Below are 18,204 nucleotides of genomic sequence, written 5' to 3' on the forward strand. Positions count from 1 at the left end.
GGTCGCGGTCCGCAGGCCTTAGGTTCGGTGGATGCAGGAACAGCCCCTGGCCATCGAGGTGCGCGGCGCGCGGGTCCACAACCTGCGCGACGTCGACGTCACGGTGCCGCTGCGCAAGCTCGTCGCGATCGCCGGCGTGTCCGGTTCGGGCAAGTCGTCGCTCGCGATGGGCGTGCTCTACGCGGAGGGGTCGCGGCGCTACGTCGAGGCCCTGTCGACGTACACGCGCCGCCGGATGTCCCAGGCCCCGCGCGCGGCGGTCGACAGCGTGCGGCACGTCCCCGCCGCGCTCGCCCTGCGGCAGCGACCGGGCGTGCCGGGGGTCCGCAGCACGTTCGGCACCTCGACCGAGCTGCTCAACGTGCTGCGGCTGCTGTACTCCCGGCTCTCCTCGCACCTGTGCCCGAACGGCCACCGGCAGGACCCCACGATCGACGTGGCCCAGGGCCTCGACCTGACCTGCCCGGTCTGCGCCGTCACGTTCAGCCCGCCGGGAGCGGAGGCGCTCGCGTTCAACTCCGACGGCGCGTGCCCGCACTGCACGGGCACCGGCGTCGTCCGGGAGATCGACGAGGACCGGCTCGTCCCCGATCCGTCGCTCACGATCGCCCAGGGGGCCGTCGCGCCGTGGGGCATGTTCGGGCTGGCCGTGATGCCCGAGGTCGTCGGCGAGTTCGGCGTGCGCACCGACGTGCCGTACGAGGACCTGACCGACGAGGAACGCGAGATCGTCCTGAACGGCCCGGCGGAGAAGCGGAAGATCCGCGTGCCGTCCAAGAACGGCAGGCTGTTCGACCTGAACTTCACCTACCGCAACGCCCGCACGGCCGTCCGGGAGGCGCTCGACAACGCCACCACCGAACGCGGCCTCAACCGGGTGGGCAAGTTCATCACCACCCAGACCTGCCCCACCTGCCACGGCACCCGGCTCAGCCCGCGGGCGCTGGCCCCCCTGGTCGAGGGGATCACCCTGGCCGAGGCGACCGCGAAGACCCTCGACGACCTCGTCGCGTGGGTTCCGGGCGTCGAAGCCGGGTTGCCGCGCGACATGCGCGAGATGGCCCGCAGCATCGTGAGCCAGCTGCTGGAGACGGCGCGGCGGCTGGTCGAGCTGGGACTGGGCTACCTGAGCCTCGACCGGGCCTCGTCCACGCTCTCCACCGGCGAACGGCAGCGCGTCCAGCTCGCGCGGGCCGTGCGCAACGAGACCACCGGCGTGCTCTACGTCCTGGACGAACCGTCCATCGGCCTGCACCCGTCCAACGTGGACGGACTGCTCGGCGTGGTGCGGGACCTGTTGCGCGACGGCAACTCCGTGGTGCTGGTGGACCACGACGTCCAGGTGCTGCGCGAGGCCGACTGGCTGATCGAGATCGGTCCCGGTTCCGGCGCGGAGGGCGGCCGCGTCCTCACGACCGGAACGGTCCCGGAGCTCGCTGGTCACCCGGACTCGCTGCTCGGCGGCTTCCTCGTCGGACGCGAACCGGTCGTCGTGCGGGAGCGGGCCGGGGAGGCGGAGATGTTCGAGCACGGGCGCGTCCACCTCGCCACGCGCCCGTTGCACACGGTCCACGCCCTCGACCTCGACCTCCCGCAGGGCCGCCTGATCGCCGTGACCGGCGTGTCGGGTTCGGGGAAGACCACGCTGGTCCTCGACAGCCTCGTGCCGGCGCTGCGGGCCAAGAACTCCGGCGAGAGGCCGCCCACCTGGGTCGCGGAGGTCGACGCCGGGGCGATCACGCGGGTGAACGTGGTCGACGCGACCCCGATCGGCGTCAACGTCCGCTCGACCGTCGCCACCTACAGCGGTGTCCTGGACGATCTCCGCCGTGCGTACGCGGCCGGCGCGGAAGGCCTCACCGCGAGCGACTTCTCCTACAACACCGGCTCGTTGCGGTGTCCCCGCTGCGAGGGCACCGGCGAGATCTCGCTCGACGTCCAGTTCCTCCCCGACGTCGACATCGCCTGCCCCGACTGCGGCGGCACCCGCTACTCCCCCGCCGCGAGCGAGTTCCGCCGCGGCGGGATCACGCTGCCGGACCTGCTCGCGCTGACCGTCCGGCAGGCCGTGGAGCACGTCCAGGACATGCGGCGCGTCCGGACGCGGTTGCGGGCACTGATGGACCTGGGCCTCGGCTACCTCACCCTCGGCGAGGCCACGACCGCGTTGTCCGGCGGCGAGGCCCAGCGACTCAAGCTCGCGTCCGAACTGGACCGCGACCAGGCGGACGCGCTGTTCGTGCTCGACGAGCCGAGCGTCGGGCTGCACCCGCTCGACGTGCGCACGCTGCTGTCGGTGGTCGAGCGCCTCACGGACAGGGGCGCCACCGTCGTCGTCATCGAGCACGACCTCGACATGATCGCCAACGCCGACCACGTCATCGACATGGGTCCGGGCGGCGGCTCGGCGGGCGGCACGATCGTCGCCGCCGGCACCCCGGAGCACCTCGCCAGATCTCCGCAGAGCGTCACCGGCCGGTACCTGGGCGCTCACCTCGCACGATAACGGACAACTGTCCGTTATCGTGGGTGCATGCCTGCTCGCCCTGACACCGGCCCCGACTTCATCGAGGCGCTCGCCCGCGGCCTGGACGTGATCCGCGCGTTCCAGCCGTTGCGTCCGGTGATGACGCTGAGCGAGGTCGCCGCGGCCACGGACCTCGCGCGGCCGACCACGCGCCGGATCCTGCTCACGCTGGTCGAGCTCGGGTACGTGCGGCAGGGCGAGAACGGCTTCGCGCTCACGCCGAGGGTGCTGGACCTCGGCGTCGCGTACGTGCGGTCGATGGGCCTGTGGGACGTGGCCCGCCCGCACATGGAACGGCTGTGCGCGCTCACCGACGAGTCCGTGTCGATCGCCCAGCTCGACGGGTCGGACATCATCTACGTCGCGCGGGTCGCCGTGCCGAAGATCGTCACGCTGTCCGTGCAGATCGGCACGCGGTTCCCGGCCCTGCCGACCTCGCTGGGAAAGGTGCAGCTCGCAGCCCTGCCGCCGGCCGAGCTGGAGGCCGTGCTCGCGCAGCCGACGCGGTCCGGGCTGACGTCGCGGTGGCAGCCGGACGCGGCGGAACGCGACGCGGAGCTGCGGGACGTCCGTGCGCGCGGGTGGGCGATGACCGACGAGCAGCTCGCGCTCGGGATCCGGTCGGTCGCCGCGCCGTTGCGGGACGGGAGCGGCGCGGTCGTCGCCGGGATCAACGTCAACTGCCACGCGTCGGAGACGTCGGTCGACCGGATGGTCGAGCACCACCTGCCGCTCCTGCTGCAGGTCGCGGCCGACATCAGCGCCGACTTCGCCCGGCTCGGCACGGTGCCGCACGAGGTTTTCGCGTCCTGAGGGTTGACCGGAGGCCGTCGAAGGTTGACGATTCAACGGACACCTGTCCGCCAGACGGTCAAGGAGTTCCCCCATGAGTTCCGTCGTCCTCAGAAACGGCACCGTCCTGACCATGGACGGCCGTCAACCCCTCGTCGACCACGACGTCCTGGTCACCGGTGACCGGATCGCCGCGATCGGCCCCCGGCTGGAGGTGCCGGAGGGGACCGAGGAGGTCGACGCCACCGGCGGCATCGTCATGCCGGGCATGATCGACACGCATCGCCACATGTGGCAGACCGCGATGCGCGGCTACGGCGCCGACTGGACGCTCACGCAGTACTTCGTCTGGTACTACCTGGAATGGGGCAAGGTCTTCCGGCCGCAGGACATCCACGCCGGCAACCTCCTCGGAGCGGCCGAGGCCCTCGACGCCGGTGTCACCACGACCGTCGACTGGTCGCACGGCCTGCAGACCACCGACCACGCCGACGCCGCCGTCGACGCGCTGCAGGCGGTGCCGGGCCGGTTCGTGCTGGCGTACGGCAACATCCAGGACAGCCCCGCGGCCTGGACGGCCACGCCCGAGTTCCGCGACTTCGTCTCCCGCCGCATGACCGGCGGCGACATGCTGGGCTTCCAGCTCGCGTTCGACGTGACCGGCGACCCGTCGTTCCCCGAGAAGCCGGCCTTCGAGGTCGCCCGTGAGCTCGGCGTGCCCGTCACGACGCACGCGGGCGTGTGGGGCGCGACGAACGACGACGGCATCAGGCTGATGCACGACAACGGGTTCATGACGCCGGAGTCGATCTACGTGCACGCGGCGACGCTGTCCGCCGACTCCTACCACCGCATCGCGGCGACCGGCGGGTCGATCTCCGTGTCGACCGAGAGCGAGCAGAGCGCGGGCCAGGGCTACCCGCCCACCTGGGCGATCCGCGAGCACGGCATCCCGGTGTCGCTGTCGATGGACACGTCGGTGTGGTGGAGCGGCGACCTGTTCTCCGCCATGCGCTCGACGCTCGGCGCCGACCGGGCACGGGAGCACATGGCGGCACACGCGAAGAACGACACCGTCACGCACGCGGCGCTGCGGGCCGAGCAGGTCGTGGAGTGGGCGACGATGGGCGGCGCGCGGGCGTTGGGACGCGCCTCGGACCTCGGCAGCCTCGAGGTCGGCAAGAAGGCTGACATCGTGTTGCTGCGCAACGAGAACTCCCCCGTCATGTTCCCGATTCTCAACCCGTACGGGCACGTGGCCTTCCAGGCACAGCGGTCCGATGTGGACACCGTGCTGGTGGACGGGAGGATCGTGAAGCGCGACCACCGGCTCGTCGGCGTTGACCTCGGCGCGATCCGTTCCCAGGTCTCGAACACCGTCGACCACCTGCGGTCCCAGCTCGGTGAAGAGGCGTGGACCAAGGGCATGAACCCCGACGTCCCGGAGTCCAAGGTGCTGGACAACCCGTACACCTACACCGAGTACCGCGGCGACACCCGGACGTCCGTCTGATGGGTGGACCACTCGAAGGCCTGCTGATCGCCGACTTCTCGCGCGTGCTTGCGGGCCCGTACGCGACCATGCTGCTGGCCGACATGGGAGCCCGGGTCGTCAAGGTCGAGGGCCCCGCCGGTGACGAGACGCGCACCTGGATGCCGCCGGTGCGCGACGACGTGTCGACCTACTACCTCGGCGTCAACCGGGGCAAGCGGTCGATCGCGCTGGACCTGCGCACGGAGCAGGACGCCGCGCTGGGGCGGGAACTCGCCCGGCGCGCGGACGTGGTGATCGAGAACTTCAAGCCCGGCGGCCTCGCCAAGTACGGGCTCGACCACGCCTCGGTCAGCGCGCTGAACCCGCGGGTGATCTACGCGTCGATCACCGGGTTCGGTTCCGGCGAAGGGAAGCACGTCCCCGGCTACGACCTGATGGTGCAGGCGATCTCCGGGCTGATGAGCCTCACCGGCGACCCGGAGGGGCCGCCGTACCGCGCGGGCATCTCGGTGTTCGACGTGATGGCGGGCAACCACGCGGTGATCGGCATCCTCGCGGCGCTGAGGCACCGCGACGCCACCGGGCAGGGCCAGCTCGTCGAGGTGAACCTGCTGTCGTCCGCGCTGACGGGGCTGGTGAACCACAGCTCGGCGTACACGGCCGGCGGGACCGTGCCGTTCCGGATGGGCAACGCGCACCCCAGCGTGTTCCCCTACGAACCGCTGCCGACCGCCGACAACGACCTGATCGTCGCGGCGGCCAACGACGGCCAGTTCCGCAAGCTGTGCGAGGTCCTCGGGTTGTCCGAGGTGCCGGACGACCCGCGGTTCGCCCGCAACGCAGACCGCACGCGCAACCGCGAGGAGCTGCGGCCGTTGCTGGAGGAACGGCTGCGGACCCGCGGCGCCGACGAGTGGTTCGACCTGCTCGTGGCGGCCGGGGTGCCGTGCGGGCCGATCAACACCATCGACGGCGGGTTCGCGATGGCCGAGCGGTTCGGGCTCGACCCGGTCGTGGTGGTCGGGGACGTGCCGACCACTCGGCACCCGATCCGCTTCTCGGAGACACCGGCCGTCTACGAACTGCCGCCACCATCGCTGGACGAGCACGGCGAAGAGCTGCGCGCATGGCTGAAGGAGGACCGTGACGGTCTATGAAACGGCACTCGGCGCGTCGACCACCGACACGATCACGTTGCTGGGCAAGGATCTCGCCCGTGACGTGATGGGCACCGTCGGGTTCGGCGAGCTGGCGTTCTGGCTCGCCACCCAGCGCAGGCCGAGCCCCGGCGAGACGCGGTTGTTCGAAGCGGTGCTGGCCGCGCTGGCCGACCACGGGTTCACCCCCACGGCCATCGTCAGCCGCCTCACCCTCCTGTCCGCGCCCGACTCCGTGCAGGGCGCGCTCGCGGCGGGACTGCTCGGCGGCGGTTCGCGGTTCCTCGGCGTCACCGAGGACGCGGGCCGGTTCCTGCACGCCGTCGTGAGCGCCACCGACTCGACGGACTGGGACGCCCTGGCGTTGGAAACGCTTGAGGCGCAGGGCAAAGCGCGCGTTCCCGGACTCGGTCACCACGTGCACAAGAACGGCGATCCCCGGACCCCGCGCCTGTTCGAGATCGCCGAGGAGGAGGGCCTGGTCGGGCCGCACCTCTCCCTGTTCGCCGCGATCGGCCGCGTGCACCCGCAGGTGCTCGGCAAGACGTTGCCGCTCAACGGCGCCGGCACGTGCGGCGCGGTGCTCGCCGACCTCGGCCTGCCGCTCGAGCTGTTGCGGGGCTTCGCGTTGCTGGCCCGCACCGCCGGCCTGATCGGGCAGCTCGCCGAGGAGCTGCGCAACCCGGTCGCCAACCAGATCTTCCTTTCTGTGGACACGAACACCAGGTCCGTGGCACCTGTCGAGGAGTGAGCAATGCAGCTCGTGACCGAGGACAACATCACCGCGCTCGCCGAGCAGCGCTGGGGCACCGCGAAGGACCCGCGGACAGCGCAGCTGATGACCGCGCTCATCAGGCACCTGCACGACTTCGCCCGCGAGGTGCGGCTCACCGAGGCCGAGTGGATGGCGGCCGTGCAGTGGCTGACCGCCACGGGGCAGATCAGCGACGAGAAGCGCGAGGAGTTCATCCTCGCCTCGGACGTGCTCGGCCTGAGCATGCTGGTCGTGCAGATGAACCACCGGTTCGACGCGGGCGCGACACCGGCCACCGTGCTCGGACCGTTCCACATCGACGGCTCGCCCGAACTGGGGTTCGGCGGTGACATGTCCGACGACGTCGACGGAACCCCGCTCTACCTCACCGGAACCGTGCGTTCCCTGGACGGGACTCCGATCGCCGGCGCCCTGCTCGACGTCTGGCAGGCCGACGCCGAGGGCGCGTACGAGGCCCAGCTCGAGGTCGACGAGGCCCGGCTGCGCGCGAAGTACCGCTCCGAACCGGACGGCACCTACTGCGTCCGCACCATCACGCCCAAGGGGTACGCGATCCCGATGGACGGGCCCGTCGGCGCGTTGATCGAGCAGACCGAGATCAGCTACTTCCGCCCCGCGCACGTGCACTTCCTGCTCACCGCCGAGGGCTTCGAGCCGCTGATCACGCACCTGTTCGAGGAGGGCGCCGACTACCTCGACAGCGACGTCGTGTTCGGCACCAAGCAGGAGCTCGTGGTCCGGTTCGTGCCGCGCGAGCCCGGCGTCACCCCGGACGGCAACCTCTCCGAGGTCCCCTGGGTGCTCGCCGAGTTCGACTTCGTCCTGCAACCGTGCGCGCCGCGGTAGTCGTTCGTCCCGGTCAGCCGCCGTCGCTCGCTGACCGGGGCGAGCCCTCCCCCGCTGCCGTGAGGTCGTCGTCGACGTCCTCGCCGCGCCCGTCACACCGCTCGACCTGCTGTGCGCCGGTGGCGAGTCCTACTTCGGCGTGCCCGAAACGCCTTATGTGCCGGGGGTGCAAGGGGTCGGGACGGTCGACGGGCGGACGGTGTGGTTCCCCACCGGCGCCGGGATGGCTCCTGGTGACGGGAGCATGGCCGCAAGAGCGGTGGCACGGCGGGAAGACCTGGTGTTCCTGCCGGACGTCGACCCGGTCGTGATGGCCGCGCTCGGGTTGTCGGCCGTCGCCGCGCACATGGCGCTGACGTGGCGTGGTGAGCTGGTGGCCGGGGAGACCGTGGTCGTGCTCGGCTGTGGTGCTGTCGGCCAGGCCGCGATCCAGCTCGCTCGCCTCGTCGGTGCCGGACGGGTGGTGGCGGCGGCGCGGTCGGTGCAGGCCCGCGACCGCGCTGTGCGGGCCGGGGCGGACGTCGTGGTCGCGCTGGAGGACGTGGCCGAGGCCGCGCAGGGCGCCGACCTGCTGCTGGACCCGTTGTTCGGGCCTCCGGCCGCCGCAGCCGCCGGGGCGCTGCGGCCCGGTGGCCGGTGGGTGAACCTCGGCGGGTCTGCCGGCGAGACGTGCCCGATCACGTCGTCCACGTTGCGCAGCAGGTCGTTGCGGTTGTCCGGCTACACGAACAACGAGCTGACCGTGCAGCAGCGGGCCGACGCCATCGCGGTGGTCGCCCGCCACGCGGCCGAGGGAGCGCTCACCGTCGACCACGAGGTGGTGCCGCTGGACGGCGTCACCGACGCGTGGCACCGCAACTCCCGTGGACGGGTCGTGCTGATCACGTAGTCCTCTGCGTGAGATGCGGGGGTGATCATGGCGTGCCAGGATCGGCCGGGTGGATCGACGCAGGTTTCTGAAGGTCGCCGGGCTCGCCGGTGCCGGTGCCGCGCTCGCGGCCTGCACCTCACCCGCTCCCCCCGCCCCGGTTGCACCACCGTCCAGTTCGTCCGTTCCGAGTGGACCGCCCGACTGGACCGGTCTGCGGTCGAAGATGTCCGGCCAGCTCGTGCTCGCCGGCGACGACTCGTTCGCGTACCAGGGCTTCAACCCCGTGTGGGACGGCCAGAAACCCGCCGCCGTCGCCAAGGTCACCTCGGCGGCGGACGTGCAGGCCTGCGTCGAGGCCGCACGGGGCCGCGTGGCCGTCGCCGCGCGCAGCGGTGGCCACAGCTACGCCGGGTACTCGTCGCCGCCCGGTGGTCTGCAGGTCGACGTGCGCGGGCTGGCCGAGGTCGAGGTGCTGCCCGGTGGCCAGGTCCGCATCGGCTCCGGCGCCGCGCTCGGTGACGTGTCGAAGGCGCTGGCGGCGTCGGGGCTCTGCCTGCCGACCGGCACGTGCCCGTCCGTCGGCGTCGCCGGTCTCACGCTCGGCGGCGGCATCGGCGTCCTGTCCCGCAAGTACGGGCTGACGTGCGACCACCTCGTGTCGGCGACGGTGGTGACGGCCGACGGGCGGCTGCTCACCGCGTCCGCCGAGAAGGAGCCCGACCTGTTCTGGGCGTTGCGCGGCGGTGGTGGCGGCAACTTCGGGATCGTCACCGAGTTCGTGTTCGCCACCGTGCCCGCCCCGGAGGTCGCGGTCTTCTCGCTGTCCTACCCGGCCGGTGCCGCGGCGGACGCGCTCGGCGCGTGGCAGAGGTGGATCGCGCAGGCGCCGAACGAGCTGTGGTCGAACGTCGTCGTGCGCGGAGGCCCGCAGCCGAGCTGCACGATCGGCGGCTGCTTCGTCGGCTCCGTCGGCGGTCTCGCCGCGCTCGTGAACCAGCTGCCCGCGCCCGCCGAGCGGTTCCTCCAGCCGCAGACCTACGCCGAGGCCACCCGGTACTTCGCGGGAGGCCCGATCGCCCGCGAGTCGGCCGTGGCGTCCTCGCGCGTCGTGCAGGAGCCCATCGGCGACCCGGCTCAGGCCGTGGCGCTGCTGGCCGGCCAGTCCGACGAGACCTACCTGATCTTCGACGGCCTGCGGGGAGCGGTCGCCGACGTCGCGCCGGACGCCACCGCGTTCCCGCACCGCAAGGCACTCGCGAACGTCCAGATCTACCTCAAGACACCGCCCGAGGCGGCCGAGCAGGCGCGCACGAACCTCGCCGCGATCCGCGACGGGCTCGGCGCGCTGGTCGGTGACACCGGGTACGTCAACTACATCGACCCGCAGATGCCCCAGTGGGCGCAGGCGTACTACGGCGGCAACCTCGCCCGGCTGCAGGAGGTCGCCGCCAAGTACGACCCGGACCACGTGTTCGAGTTCGCGCAGTCCGTCTCCCGGTGACGTCGGGAGACGGACCGGCGGGAGCTCACTCGATGCGCGCGCCCACTTCGGCCAGCGCCCTGGTGACGGGCTGGAAGAACGTCACGCCTCCGCTGCGGCAGTCACCGCTGCCGCCGGAGGTCAGGCCGATGGCGTCGTTGCCGGAGAAGAGCGGTCCGCCGCTGTCGCCGCCCTCGGCGCACACGGTGGTCTGGATGAGACCGGTGACACGGCCCTCCGGGTAGTTGACCGTGGCGTTGAGGCCGGTCACACGGCCGGAACGCAAGCCTGTCGTGCTGCCCATGCGCTGCACCTGCCGGCCCACGCGCGCTTCGGCGGCGCGCTCGATCTGCACCTTGCGGCCGTTGCCGGTGTCGACCTCGCTGGGCGCGTCGGCGTTGCGGTTGTTGTAGGTGAGCAGTGCGAAGTCGCCGTTGCCGGGGAACGTGGACTCCACCACGGTGGCGGCCGCCCTCCCGTTCGGTGCCAGGGAGAACTGCCTGCCCGCGGCCGTGCAGTGGCCCGCGGTGAGGATGCCGGGCCTGCCGTCGCCGGTGACGACGTTGAAGCCCAGCGAGCAGCGGCTGCCGCCGGCGAAGATCCCGTCGCCGCCCTCGGCGAACAGCCGGAACTCCCCGGACGTGCGCTCCAGCTTCACGCCCTTGCCCATGGCGTCCACTGTGGACACGAGGTTGTCCCACTTCGCGCCGGTCACGGTGCTGTCGGCGGTGACGAGGACCTCGTTGGTGTCCGGGTTGACGGCCCACGCGGTGCCCGGCACGGAGGCCTTCTGCCGCAGCGTCTCGGTCGCCTGCGACGGAGCCGTGCGCCGCTCCGGCGCCGCCTGGCTGGCCGTGAACGTCGCGGCGGTGATCGCCACGGCCACGAGCCCGATCGCGCCCGCGATCACCTTCACCCGGCGGTTGTCGTCGTGGTGCCTGCCCATGCAGTGCCCTCCCGTGGATGTCGGCGACCGGTCGAGCAGCGATGTCCGCTCTGCCTGGTTGTACGTACGGAGCGCCCACGCGGGTTCAACCGGACGTGATCGCGCTCCCGCACCGGCGGTTCGCCGGTCCTCTTAGGACGGAGTCGTCCAGGATGAGGTCCATGAACTCGCTGCTGCTCGCCGCCGCGTTCGCGATGGTCGTCAGGTCACTGGCGGCGAACCGCCTGGACCGGTGGCTGCTCGGCGCGCCGCTGGTCATGGTGCTGGCAGGGGTCGCGGTCGGGCTGTTCGAGCCGAACGCCATCGCGGACGGCCTCAACACCGAGTCGGTGCAGCACGCGGCCGAGATCATCCTCGCGGTGCTGCTGTTCGTCGACGCGACGGAGGTGCGCGCGGGCCGGTTGTGGGGCGCCTACCCGGGCCTCGTGGCGAGGGTGCTGCTGGTGGCGATGCCGGTGAGCATCGCCGTGGCCGCCCTGTTGGGCTGGCTGCTGTTCCCCAGCCTGCCGTGGGCGGTGTTGCTGCTGGTCGCGTGCGTGACGGTGCCGATCGACTTCGCCGCCGCCGAACGGGTGGTGCGCGACCGCGCGCTGTCGGTGCGGGTGCGCGGCACGGTGAACGTCGAGAGCGGCTACAACGACGGCATCGTGACGCCGCTGTTCCTGTTCGCTCTGGTCCTGGCGGGCGACGACACGCAGGAGCGCACGCCGCTGGAGGCGCTGGCCACGGTGCTGCCGTTCGCGGTGAAGGCGCTGCTGGCCGGCGTGGTGATCGGCGCGCTGCTCGGCTGGCTGATGGACCGCGCCCACCAGGCCGGCTGGGTGAGCGACCAGTCGGCCCGCGTCGCGGTGCTGCTCGCGCCGTTGCTGACCTACACCGCGACGGTCGCGATCGACGGCAACGGCTTCGTCGCCTCGTTCGTCTGCGGCATCGCGTTCCGCTACGTGCACCGGCTGCTCAAGGCCCGCCACGTCCGCACGGGACGGGCCGACGCGCGCACGGACGCGTTGAACACCGACCTGCACCTGCTGGAGGACGTGACCGGGCTGCTGACGATGACCATGTGGTTCGTGGTCGGCATCGCCGCCGTGCTCACGTTCTACCTGGGGGTGTCGTGGCAGGTGCTGCTCTTCTGCGCGGCCGTGCTCACCGTGGTCCGGATCGGGCCCGTGTTCCTCGCCCTCACCGGGTCGCGGATGCTCCGGCGGGAACGCCTGCTCGTCGGCGCGCTGGGCCCGCGCGGCACGACGACGATCGTGTTCGGGCTGCTCGCGTTCAACCGGCTGCCGGAGGGGCCCGCCGCCGACACGATCCTGACGATCACGGTGGTCTGCGTGCTCGGCAGCGTCGCGCTGCACGGGGTGGGCGCGACGCCGTTTCAGAGGCTCTTGGCGAAGTGGAACGCGGGGATGACGAAGCCGGACGCCAGGTAGAGGCGGTGCGCGTCGTGCCTCGGCGTGCCGGAGTCGAGGTGCACGCCCGCGCACCCCTGCCGCCGGGCCTCCTCGTCGACCCACCGCAGCAGGGCGGCGCCGTGGCCCTGCCTGCGAGCGGACGGGAGCGTGCTGAGGTCGTCGACGTAGAGGTGCGGGCCCGCGTAGAGGTTCGTCACGTGCCGGAACCCCGCGACGGCGACGACACGGCCGTCCGCGTCGAACGAGGCGGCGATCCGGTAGCCCTCCCGCCGTTGGGCGCGCACGAGCTCGACGAACTCGTCGACGTCGGTGAGGTGCGGGCGGAGCTCCCGCATCGCGTCGAACGCCAGGGCCGTGTCCGCGCCGTCCAGTTCCGCGATCGCGATGGTGTGCTGAGTGGTCACGCTGATGATGTTCGCCGAGCAAGTGGCCTCTCAGAATACCCATTGCAGGGATAAACCAAGAGGCCACTTGTCCGGTGCTACGGAGCGAGGTTGATGCCCCACGTGTCGATCGTGCCCACGTCGGACGCCGCGAGGTCGCGCACGCGGAGCTTCCACGTGCCGTTGGCGCCCTCGCCCGCCACGTTGACCGTGAAGGTGCGGTCGATGTTGTCCGCGCTGCCGCCGGTGCGGTTGTGCAGCGTGTACGCGGAGCCGTCCGGTGCGATCAGGGACACCGTCAGGTCACCGACGTACGGGTGGACGATCCGCACCGTCACCACCGAACTCGCCGACGGCGTCGAGGAGCACCCGGAGATCACGACGTCGCTGTCGACCGCGGCGCCCGCGTCCGGAACGGCGACGTCGTTGGGGTTCGTGCCGGTGCAGCTGCCACCACCGCCGCCCGTGACGGTCAGCGAGTAGGTGGCGGTCCTGGAACTCGACCCGGCGGCGGTGATCGTCACCGGGTAGGTGCCCGCGGCGACCGACGCGGTCGTGCTGATCGTCAGGGTCGAGCTCGATCCGGTTTGGACGGACGCCGGGCTGAACGAGGCCGTTGCGCCGGAGGGAAGTCCGGACGCGGACAGCTGCACGGTCTGCGGGTCACCGCTCACCGTGGCGGTGCCGACCGTGGCCGAGACGGACGAGCCCGCCGCCACCGAACCGGACGTGGGCGACACCGACACGGAGAAGTCCGCACCGGGCGTCCCGGTGCCGACGGCCGACTTCCACAGGGTGTAGGCGATGCCGTCGACCGCGCGGTTGAGGTGGGTGTCGCTGATGTTCGCGGTGGTGTCGCAGGACGCGTGGTAGCAGGGGTCGAACGCGGAACCCGAGGTACCGCCCCACTTCGTCGCCTGGGCCGCGGTCTTGCGGGCGCTCGCGCCCATGGCGTACCCGGACGCCGGGATGCCCGCGTTGGTGAAGGACGCGTCGTCGGAACGGTTGCGGCCCTCGGTGTTCTCCTCCGGCTGCAGGCCCAGGGAGTCCCAGTACGCCTTCATGTGCGTGGACTGCGCCGAGGTGATGTTGTTGATGAAGTAGCCGCCGTTGGTCGAGCCGACCATGTCGAAGTTGTGGTAGGTCTTGATCTTCGTGCGCTCGGCGGACGGGAGCTGCGAGACGTAGAAGCGCGAGCCGTTGAGGCCCTGCTCCTCGTCGGTCCACCAGCCGAAGCGGACCTTGTTCACCATCGACGGGTTGCGCTGGGCGAGCACGAGCGCGGTCTCCAGCAACGCCGCCGAGCCCGAGCCGTTGTCGTTGATGCCGGGACCCGCGGACACGCCGTCGAGGTGGGCGCCGAACATGTAGACGTTGTTCGCGTTGCCGCCGGGCCACTCCGCGATGACGTTCGGACCGGCGCCGCTCGTGCAGCCGGACGTGCAGGGCTGCTCGGTGACCGAGTACCCGGCCGCGGTGAGCTTGTCCTTCACGTACGTCACCGAGGCGCGGTAACCGGCCGAGGTGGACCGGCGGTTGCCGCCGTTCTGCGAGGCGATCGTGCCGAACGCGGTCAGGTGCGCCTTGACCGCGGTGATGTCGATGTCCGGGATCTGCGGCCCGGTGCCACCGGTGACGGTCAGCGTGTAGGTCGCGGTCTTGGTCGTCGTGCCCGCGGCCCGCACGGTGATCGGGTAGGTGCCGGACGAGATCGACGCCGTCGTGCTGATCGACAACGTGGAGTTCGAGCCCGACGTGACCGACGAGGGGCTGAACGACGCCGTGGCGCCGGAGGGCAGACCGGTGGCGGTCAGCGCGACGGTCTGCGCCTGACCGGCCGTGGTCTGGGTCTGCACGGTGGCCGAGGCGGTGGAACCGGCCGCCACCGAACCGGACGCGGGCGACACGGCGACGGAGAAGTCGTTCGCCGGGGTCGAGCCGCCGAGGTTCAGCGACCAGGTGTCGATCCGGCCGGTGTCGTTGTTCGCGTTGTCGTTGACCCGCAGCTTCCACGTGCCGTTCGACGTCTCGCCGGACAGGTCGACGGTGTAGGTCTGGTCGATGTTGTCCGCGGACCCGCCGGAGCGGTTGTGCAGGACGTAGGCGGAGCCGTCCGGGGCGATCAGGCTGACCTGGACGTCACCGATGTAGGTGTGCACGATCTTCACCGGCACGGTGGCGGTGGCCGACGGAGCCGACGCGCACTCGCTGATGGCGATCGGCGACTCGACGGTCGTGTTGTCACCGATCGCGACGTCGGAGTCGTTGGTGCCGGAGCACCCGGCGGCCAGGGCGGGGGCTGAGGGCAGGGCCAGCGCCGCCGTGGTCACCGCCACCAACGCCGTGGCGAGCAGGGATCTTCTTCTTCGCACTGTCGGGCTCCTTCACGCGGATGCAGGGTCAGGCGACCGTAGCCGCCGAAATCGCGGCGGACATCCGGTCGTTCGGATGGTTGTGGCCACGATCGGCGTGCGACTGTCCGTTTTCACTTTTAAGTCCCGGCATCCGTTGCGCCATAAGAGGGATAGCGTCGGCTCACCCGCCGGAAGGAGACAACGATGTCGCTCCCCGACTTCGCCTCGACGTTGCGCGGCGCCGTGGCCGCGCGCGGACTCTCCCTGGACCGCATCCGCGACCACCTGGCCCGCCGCGGCGTGTCGGTGAGCCTCGCGACGCTGAGCTACTGGCAGACGGGCCGCAGCCGCCCGGAGCGCCGGGCCTCGGTGGCGGCCGTCGCACACCTCGAGGAGGTCCTCGCGCTGGAACCCGGCGCGTTGTCCTCGTTGCTGGGCCCCGCGCAGCGCGGAAGTCGTCTCCAGACCGGCATCAGCGCGTTCTGGCCGGTGCCGGCGGTGATCGACGACGTCGTCGGCGGCGTCGACACCCGCTGGGACTCGCGGCTGACCAGGATCAGCCAGCACGACCGCGTGGCCGTCGGCCCGGAGCGGGGTGAGCGGTCGTACGTGTCGCGGCAGGTGCTGCGGGCGGAGGAGGACGGGCCTGACCGCTGGGTGGTGATCATGCACCTCGACGAGCACGACCGGCCGCTGCCGTTGATCAGGCCGTTGCACAACTGCCGGCTCGGCCGGGTCGTGACGCGGCCCGCGGACGGGCTCCTGGTGGCGGAGCTGCTGTTCCGCTCCCCGTTGCGGCGGGGGCAGACGGTGATCACCGAGCACGAGCTGGTCAACCACGCGCCGTATCCGCCTGCCACCAACTACTCCCGCAAGTTCCGGCGGCCGGTGCACGAGTACGTCCTGGAGGTGACGTTCGACGCGCTGCCCCGCACGTGCCGCCGGGTGGTCCAGGACGCGGACGGGACGCGGCGGACGTCCGGGGTGAGGCTCGACGAGGGTGGTTCGGTGCTCGGTGTCGCCCTGAAGTTCGGGCCGGGGTGTTACGGGTTCGAGTGGACGTGGTGAGCGCCGCTCACCACGTCCACCCTTTTCTCAGACCGTGAGCGACCAACTGCTCAGGACGCCCGTGTCACCGGGACCGTTGTCCCCGATGCGCAGCGTCCATGTGCCGCTCGCGGCCTCCCCTGCACCGGGAACCGCGGAGAACGTCCTGCCCGCCGGGAACGGGTGGCAGCTGTAGCCGCCGCCGGGCGTGCGCATCAGCGGGTACGTGCGGCCGCTGGGCGCGACGAGCGTGACGTTCAGGTCTTCCTGACAGGGGTGGGTGGCGTCGACCCTGACCGTGATCGGGTTCCTGGCCTGGCCGGTGGCGGTGGATCGCACCGCGCTGACCGCCACCTGGTAGTCGCGGATCTGGTGGTCCGTGTCGTTGGTGAACGTGCGGCCGCCGGTGTTGCCGGAGGACGTGCGCGCGTTGACCGCCGCCGACTGCTTCGACTGATTGCCCGCCGCGTCGACCGCACGGACGGTGAACGTGTACGCGGTGTCCGCGGTCAGTCCGGTCACGGTCGCGGTGGTGCCTGTCGCCGTGGTGGCGACCGTGGTGCCGTTGAGCACCTCGTAGCCCGTCACGCCGACGTTGTCCGTCGAGGCGTCCCACGCCAGCGAGACGCTCGACGCCGTGACGCCGGTGGAGCGGAGGTTGCCCGGCGCGGAAGGCGGTTCCTCGTCGGCGCTGCCCGGCTGGGTCCGGGCGGTGACCGCGGCGCTGGCGGTGGAGGTGTTGCCGGCGGCGTCCTTGGCCTTGATGGTGAACGTGTAGTCGTTGTCCGCCTTCAGGCCGTTGACGGTCGCGGTGGTGCCGGTGACCGTCGTGGCGAGAGTGCTGCCGTTGTAGACGTCGTAGGCCGTGACCGCGACGTTGTCCGTCGAGGCGTTCCAGGCGAGCGAGACGCTGGACGCGGTGGTGCTCACGGCCCGCGGGTTGCCGGGTGCGCTCGGGGCGGTCGTGTCGCCGCCGCCGGTGACCAGGGTGAGGTTCCACTTGCGCAGCGCCTCGTTGACCGGCTGGAAGATCGACAGGTCGCCGTCGTCGGTCGGGTTCTGGACGCACTGGGACGGGCCGCCGTCGTGCAGGCCGACCGCCTTGTCCCCCAGCAGCCACGCGCCACCGGAGTCGCCGCCCTTCGAGCACGCGGTGGTCCAGGTGAGGCCCTCGATCACGAGACCGCCACCGTAGTCCACGGCCTTGTTCGTGTACTTGACCTCGCCGCACTGCCACTTCGAGGTGTTGCCGGAGTGGCAGACGCGGTCGCCCACCATCGCCTCGGCGGAGCCCGTCACGGTGATCGCGGGCTGGCCCCAGGTGTTGACGGCCGGGGACAGGGTCCAGCCGGACTCGGTGACCGCGACGACGCCCATGTCGCCCTCGCGGGCGTTGACGCTGCGGGTGCCGCCGACGTTCGACGTGCCGAGGCGGTTCTGCTGGCCGGTCTGGCCGTAGGCGGCCTGGTTGGCGTCGTTCGTGCAGTGGCCGGCGGTGAGGAAGTGCTTGCCGCCGTTGGCGTCCGTCGCGGCGAAGCCGACCGAGCAGTACGTCTCCGACCCCGGCCACCACGGGCTGCCGGCCTGCACGGTGCCGGCCTGCTGGCGTTGCTGGGACTTGGTCTCCACGACGTTGACGCCGCCGAGCGCGCGCACGCGGGTCAGGAACCGTTCGGTGGCCTCGGTTTTGCGTGAGGTGTTGACGGTGACGTCGACCTGGTTGTCGCGCACGTCGACACCCCAGCTGAACACGCCGGGCACGCCGTCGCCGATCAACTCCTTGACGTCGCCCAACAGGTTCTCGAGGTCTGCGGCACTGCGTTGCACCACAACGGCGTTGGCGCCCTCGGCGCGTGCCTGCCGTGCGGCGTTCTCGGTCTGGACCGCGACGGTGAGCTTGCCGGCCGCCGCGTCGAACCAGTGGCCGGCGAGCTTGCCGCGCAGGTCCTGCGACAGGCCCTCGAAACGCTGATGCGCTTCCTTCTGCTGCTGTGCCCCGGCGTCCGGCTGGGCGGCGGCCGCGCTCTGAACGGCCGTGAACGCACCGATCGCCATGACCGATCCGCACGCGGCAGCGATGATTTTGCTGCGCATTCGCATGAGTGGAACTCCTTCA

The 18,204-nt window shown here is 71.4% G+C and carries 14 protein-coding genes; 10 read left to right on the forward strand and 4 right to left on the reverse strand.

The genetic code is table 11. The features are described from left to right. The first annotated feature begins 31 nt into the window (after positions 1-31). The 8 genes from IE307_RS07400 to IE307_RS07435 all read left to right on the forward strand — a co-directional run bounded on the left by IE307_RS07400 (position 32) and on the right by IE307_RS07435 (position 9,964). Positions 32-2,506, forward strand: coding sequence for an excinuclease ABC subunit UvrA (locus IE307_RS07400; protein WP_191296978.1), 2,475 nt, complete (start codon positions 32-34; stop codon positions 2,504-2,506). Between the two features lie 27 nt (positions 2,507-2,533). Beyond that, positions 2,534-3,340 carry an IclR family transcriptional regulator domain-containing protein gene (locus IE307_RS07405; protein WP_191296980.1) on the forward strand — a complete coding sequence of 269 codons (807 nt, stop codon included), beginning with the start codon at positions 2,534-2,536 and terminating at the stop codon, positions 3,338-3,340. Between the two features lie 73 nt (positions 3,341-3,413). Then, a complete protein-coding gene (locus IE307_RS07410; protein ID WP_191296982.1) occupies positions 3,414-4,832 on the forward strand; it encodes an amidohydrolase family protein in 1,419 nt (472 codons plus the stop codon). Beyond that, positions 4,832-5,971: a CaiB/BaiF CoA transferase family protein gene (locus IE307_RS07415; protein WP_191296984.1), complete on the forward strand. Its 1,140-nt coding sequence runs from the start codon at positions 4,832-4,834 to the stop codon at positions 5,969-5,971. Before IE307_RS07410 ends, IE307_RS07415 begins: the two co-directional genes overlap by 1 nt. Continuing rightward, the gene (locus IE307_RS07420) at positions 5,958-6,722 is read left to right on the forward strand and encodes a citryl-CoA lyase (protein WP_191296986.1); all 765 of its coding nucleotides are present in this window, start codon (positions 5,958-5,960) and stop codon (positions 6,720-6,722) included. Before IE307_RS07415 ends, IE307_RS07420 begins: the two co-directional genes overlap by 14 nt. A 3-nt stretch (positions 6,723-6,725) precedes the next feature. Then, on the forward strand, positions 6,726-7,592 hold the full coding sequence (locus IE307_RS07425; RefSeq protein WP_191296987.1) for a dioxygenase family protein: 867 nt from the start codon (positions 6,726-6,728) through the stop codon (positions 7,590-7,592). 244 nt (positions 7,593-7,836) lie between these two features. Then, complete coding sequence (locus IE307_RS07430) at positions 7,837-8,481, forward strand: zinc-binding dehydrogenase (protein WP_229904494.1); 645 nt, start codon at positions 7,837-7,839, stop codon at positions 8,479-8,481. A gap of 49 nt (positions 8,482-8,530) precedes the next feature. Next, a complete protein-coding gene (locus IE307_RS07435) occupies positions 8,531-9,964 on the forward strand; it encodes an FAD-binding oxidoreductase (protein WP_229904495.1) in 1,434 nt (477 codons plus the stop codon). A gap of 25 nt (positions 9,965-9,989) precedes the next feature. Here IE307_RS07435 and IE307_RS07440 read toward each other — a convergent pair whose 3' ends face one another. Next, positions 9,990-10,889 carry a S1 family peptidase gene (locus IE307_RS07440; protein ID WP_191296988.1) on the reverse strand — a complete coding sequence of 300 codons (900 nt, stop codon included), beginning with the start codon at positions 10,887-10,889 and terminating at the stop codon, positions 9,990-9,992. A gap of 161 nt (positions 10,890-11,050) precedes the next feature. Between IE307_RS07440 and IE307_RS07445 the strand changes: the two genes are divergently transcribed. Then, complete coding sequence (locus IE307_RS07445; RefSeq protein ID WP_191296990.1) at positions 11,051-12,322, forward strand: cation:proton antiporter; 1,272 nt, start codon at positions 11,051-11,053, stop codon at positions 12,320-12,322. On the opposite strand, the gene IE307_RS07450 is transcribed toward IE307_RS07445, so the two are convergent. Both IE307_RS07450 and IE307_RS07455 read right to left on the reverse strand, forming a co-directional pair. Further along, positions 12,268-12,708 carry a GNAT family N-acetyltransferase gene (locus IE307_RS07450; protein WP_229904496.1) on the reverse strand — a complete coding sequence of 147 codons (441 nt, stop codon included), beginning with the start codon at positions 12,706-12,708 and terminating at the stop codon, positions 12,268-12,270. The genes IE307_RS07445 and IE307_RS07450 overlap by 55 nt on opposite strands. 77 nt (positions 12,709-12,785) lie before the next feature. Continuing rightward, positions 12,786-15,059, reverse strand: a complete 2,274-nt coding sequence (locus tag IE307_RS07455; RefSeq protein WP_191296992.1) for a M28 family peptidase — start codon at positions 15,057-15,059, stop codon at positions 12,786-12,788. A gap of 186 nt (positions 15,060-15,245) precedes the next feature. Between IE307_RS07455 and IE307_RS07460 the strand changes: the two genes are divergently transcribed. Continuing rightward, positions 15,246-16,109, forward strand: a complete 864-nt coding sequence (locus IE307_RS07460; protein WP_191296994.1) for an XRE family transcriptional regulator — start codon at positions 15,246-15,248, stop codon at positions 16,107-16,109. A gap of 27 nt (positions 16,110-16,136) precedes the next feature. Here IE307_RS07460 and IE307_RS07465 read toward each other — a convergent pair whose 3' ends face one another. Beyond that, positions 16,137-18,182 (reverse strand): fibronectin type III domain-containing protein, encoded by a 2,046-nt coding sequence (locus IE307_RS07465; protein ID WP_191296996.1) that lies wholly within the window; start codon positions 18,180-18,182, stop codon positions 16,137-16,139. Positions 18,183-18,204 lie beyond the last annotated feature (22 nt).

The sequence above is a fragment of the Lentzea cavernae genome (genome assembly GCF_014653695.1).
Lineage (GTDB): Bacteria > Actinomycetota > Actinomycetes > Mycobacteriales > Pseudonocardiaceae > Lentzea > Lentzea cavernae.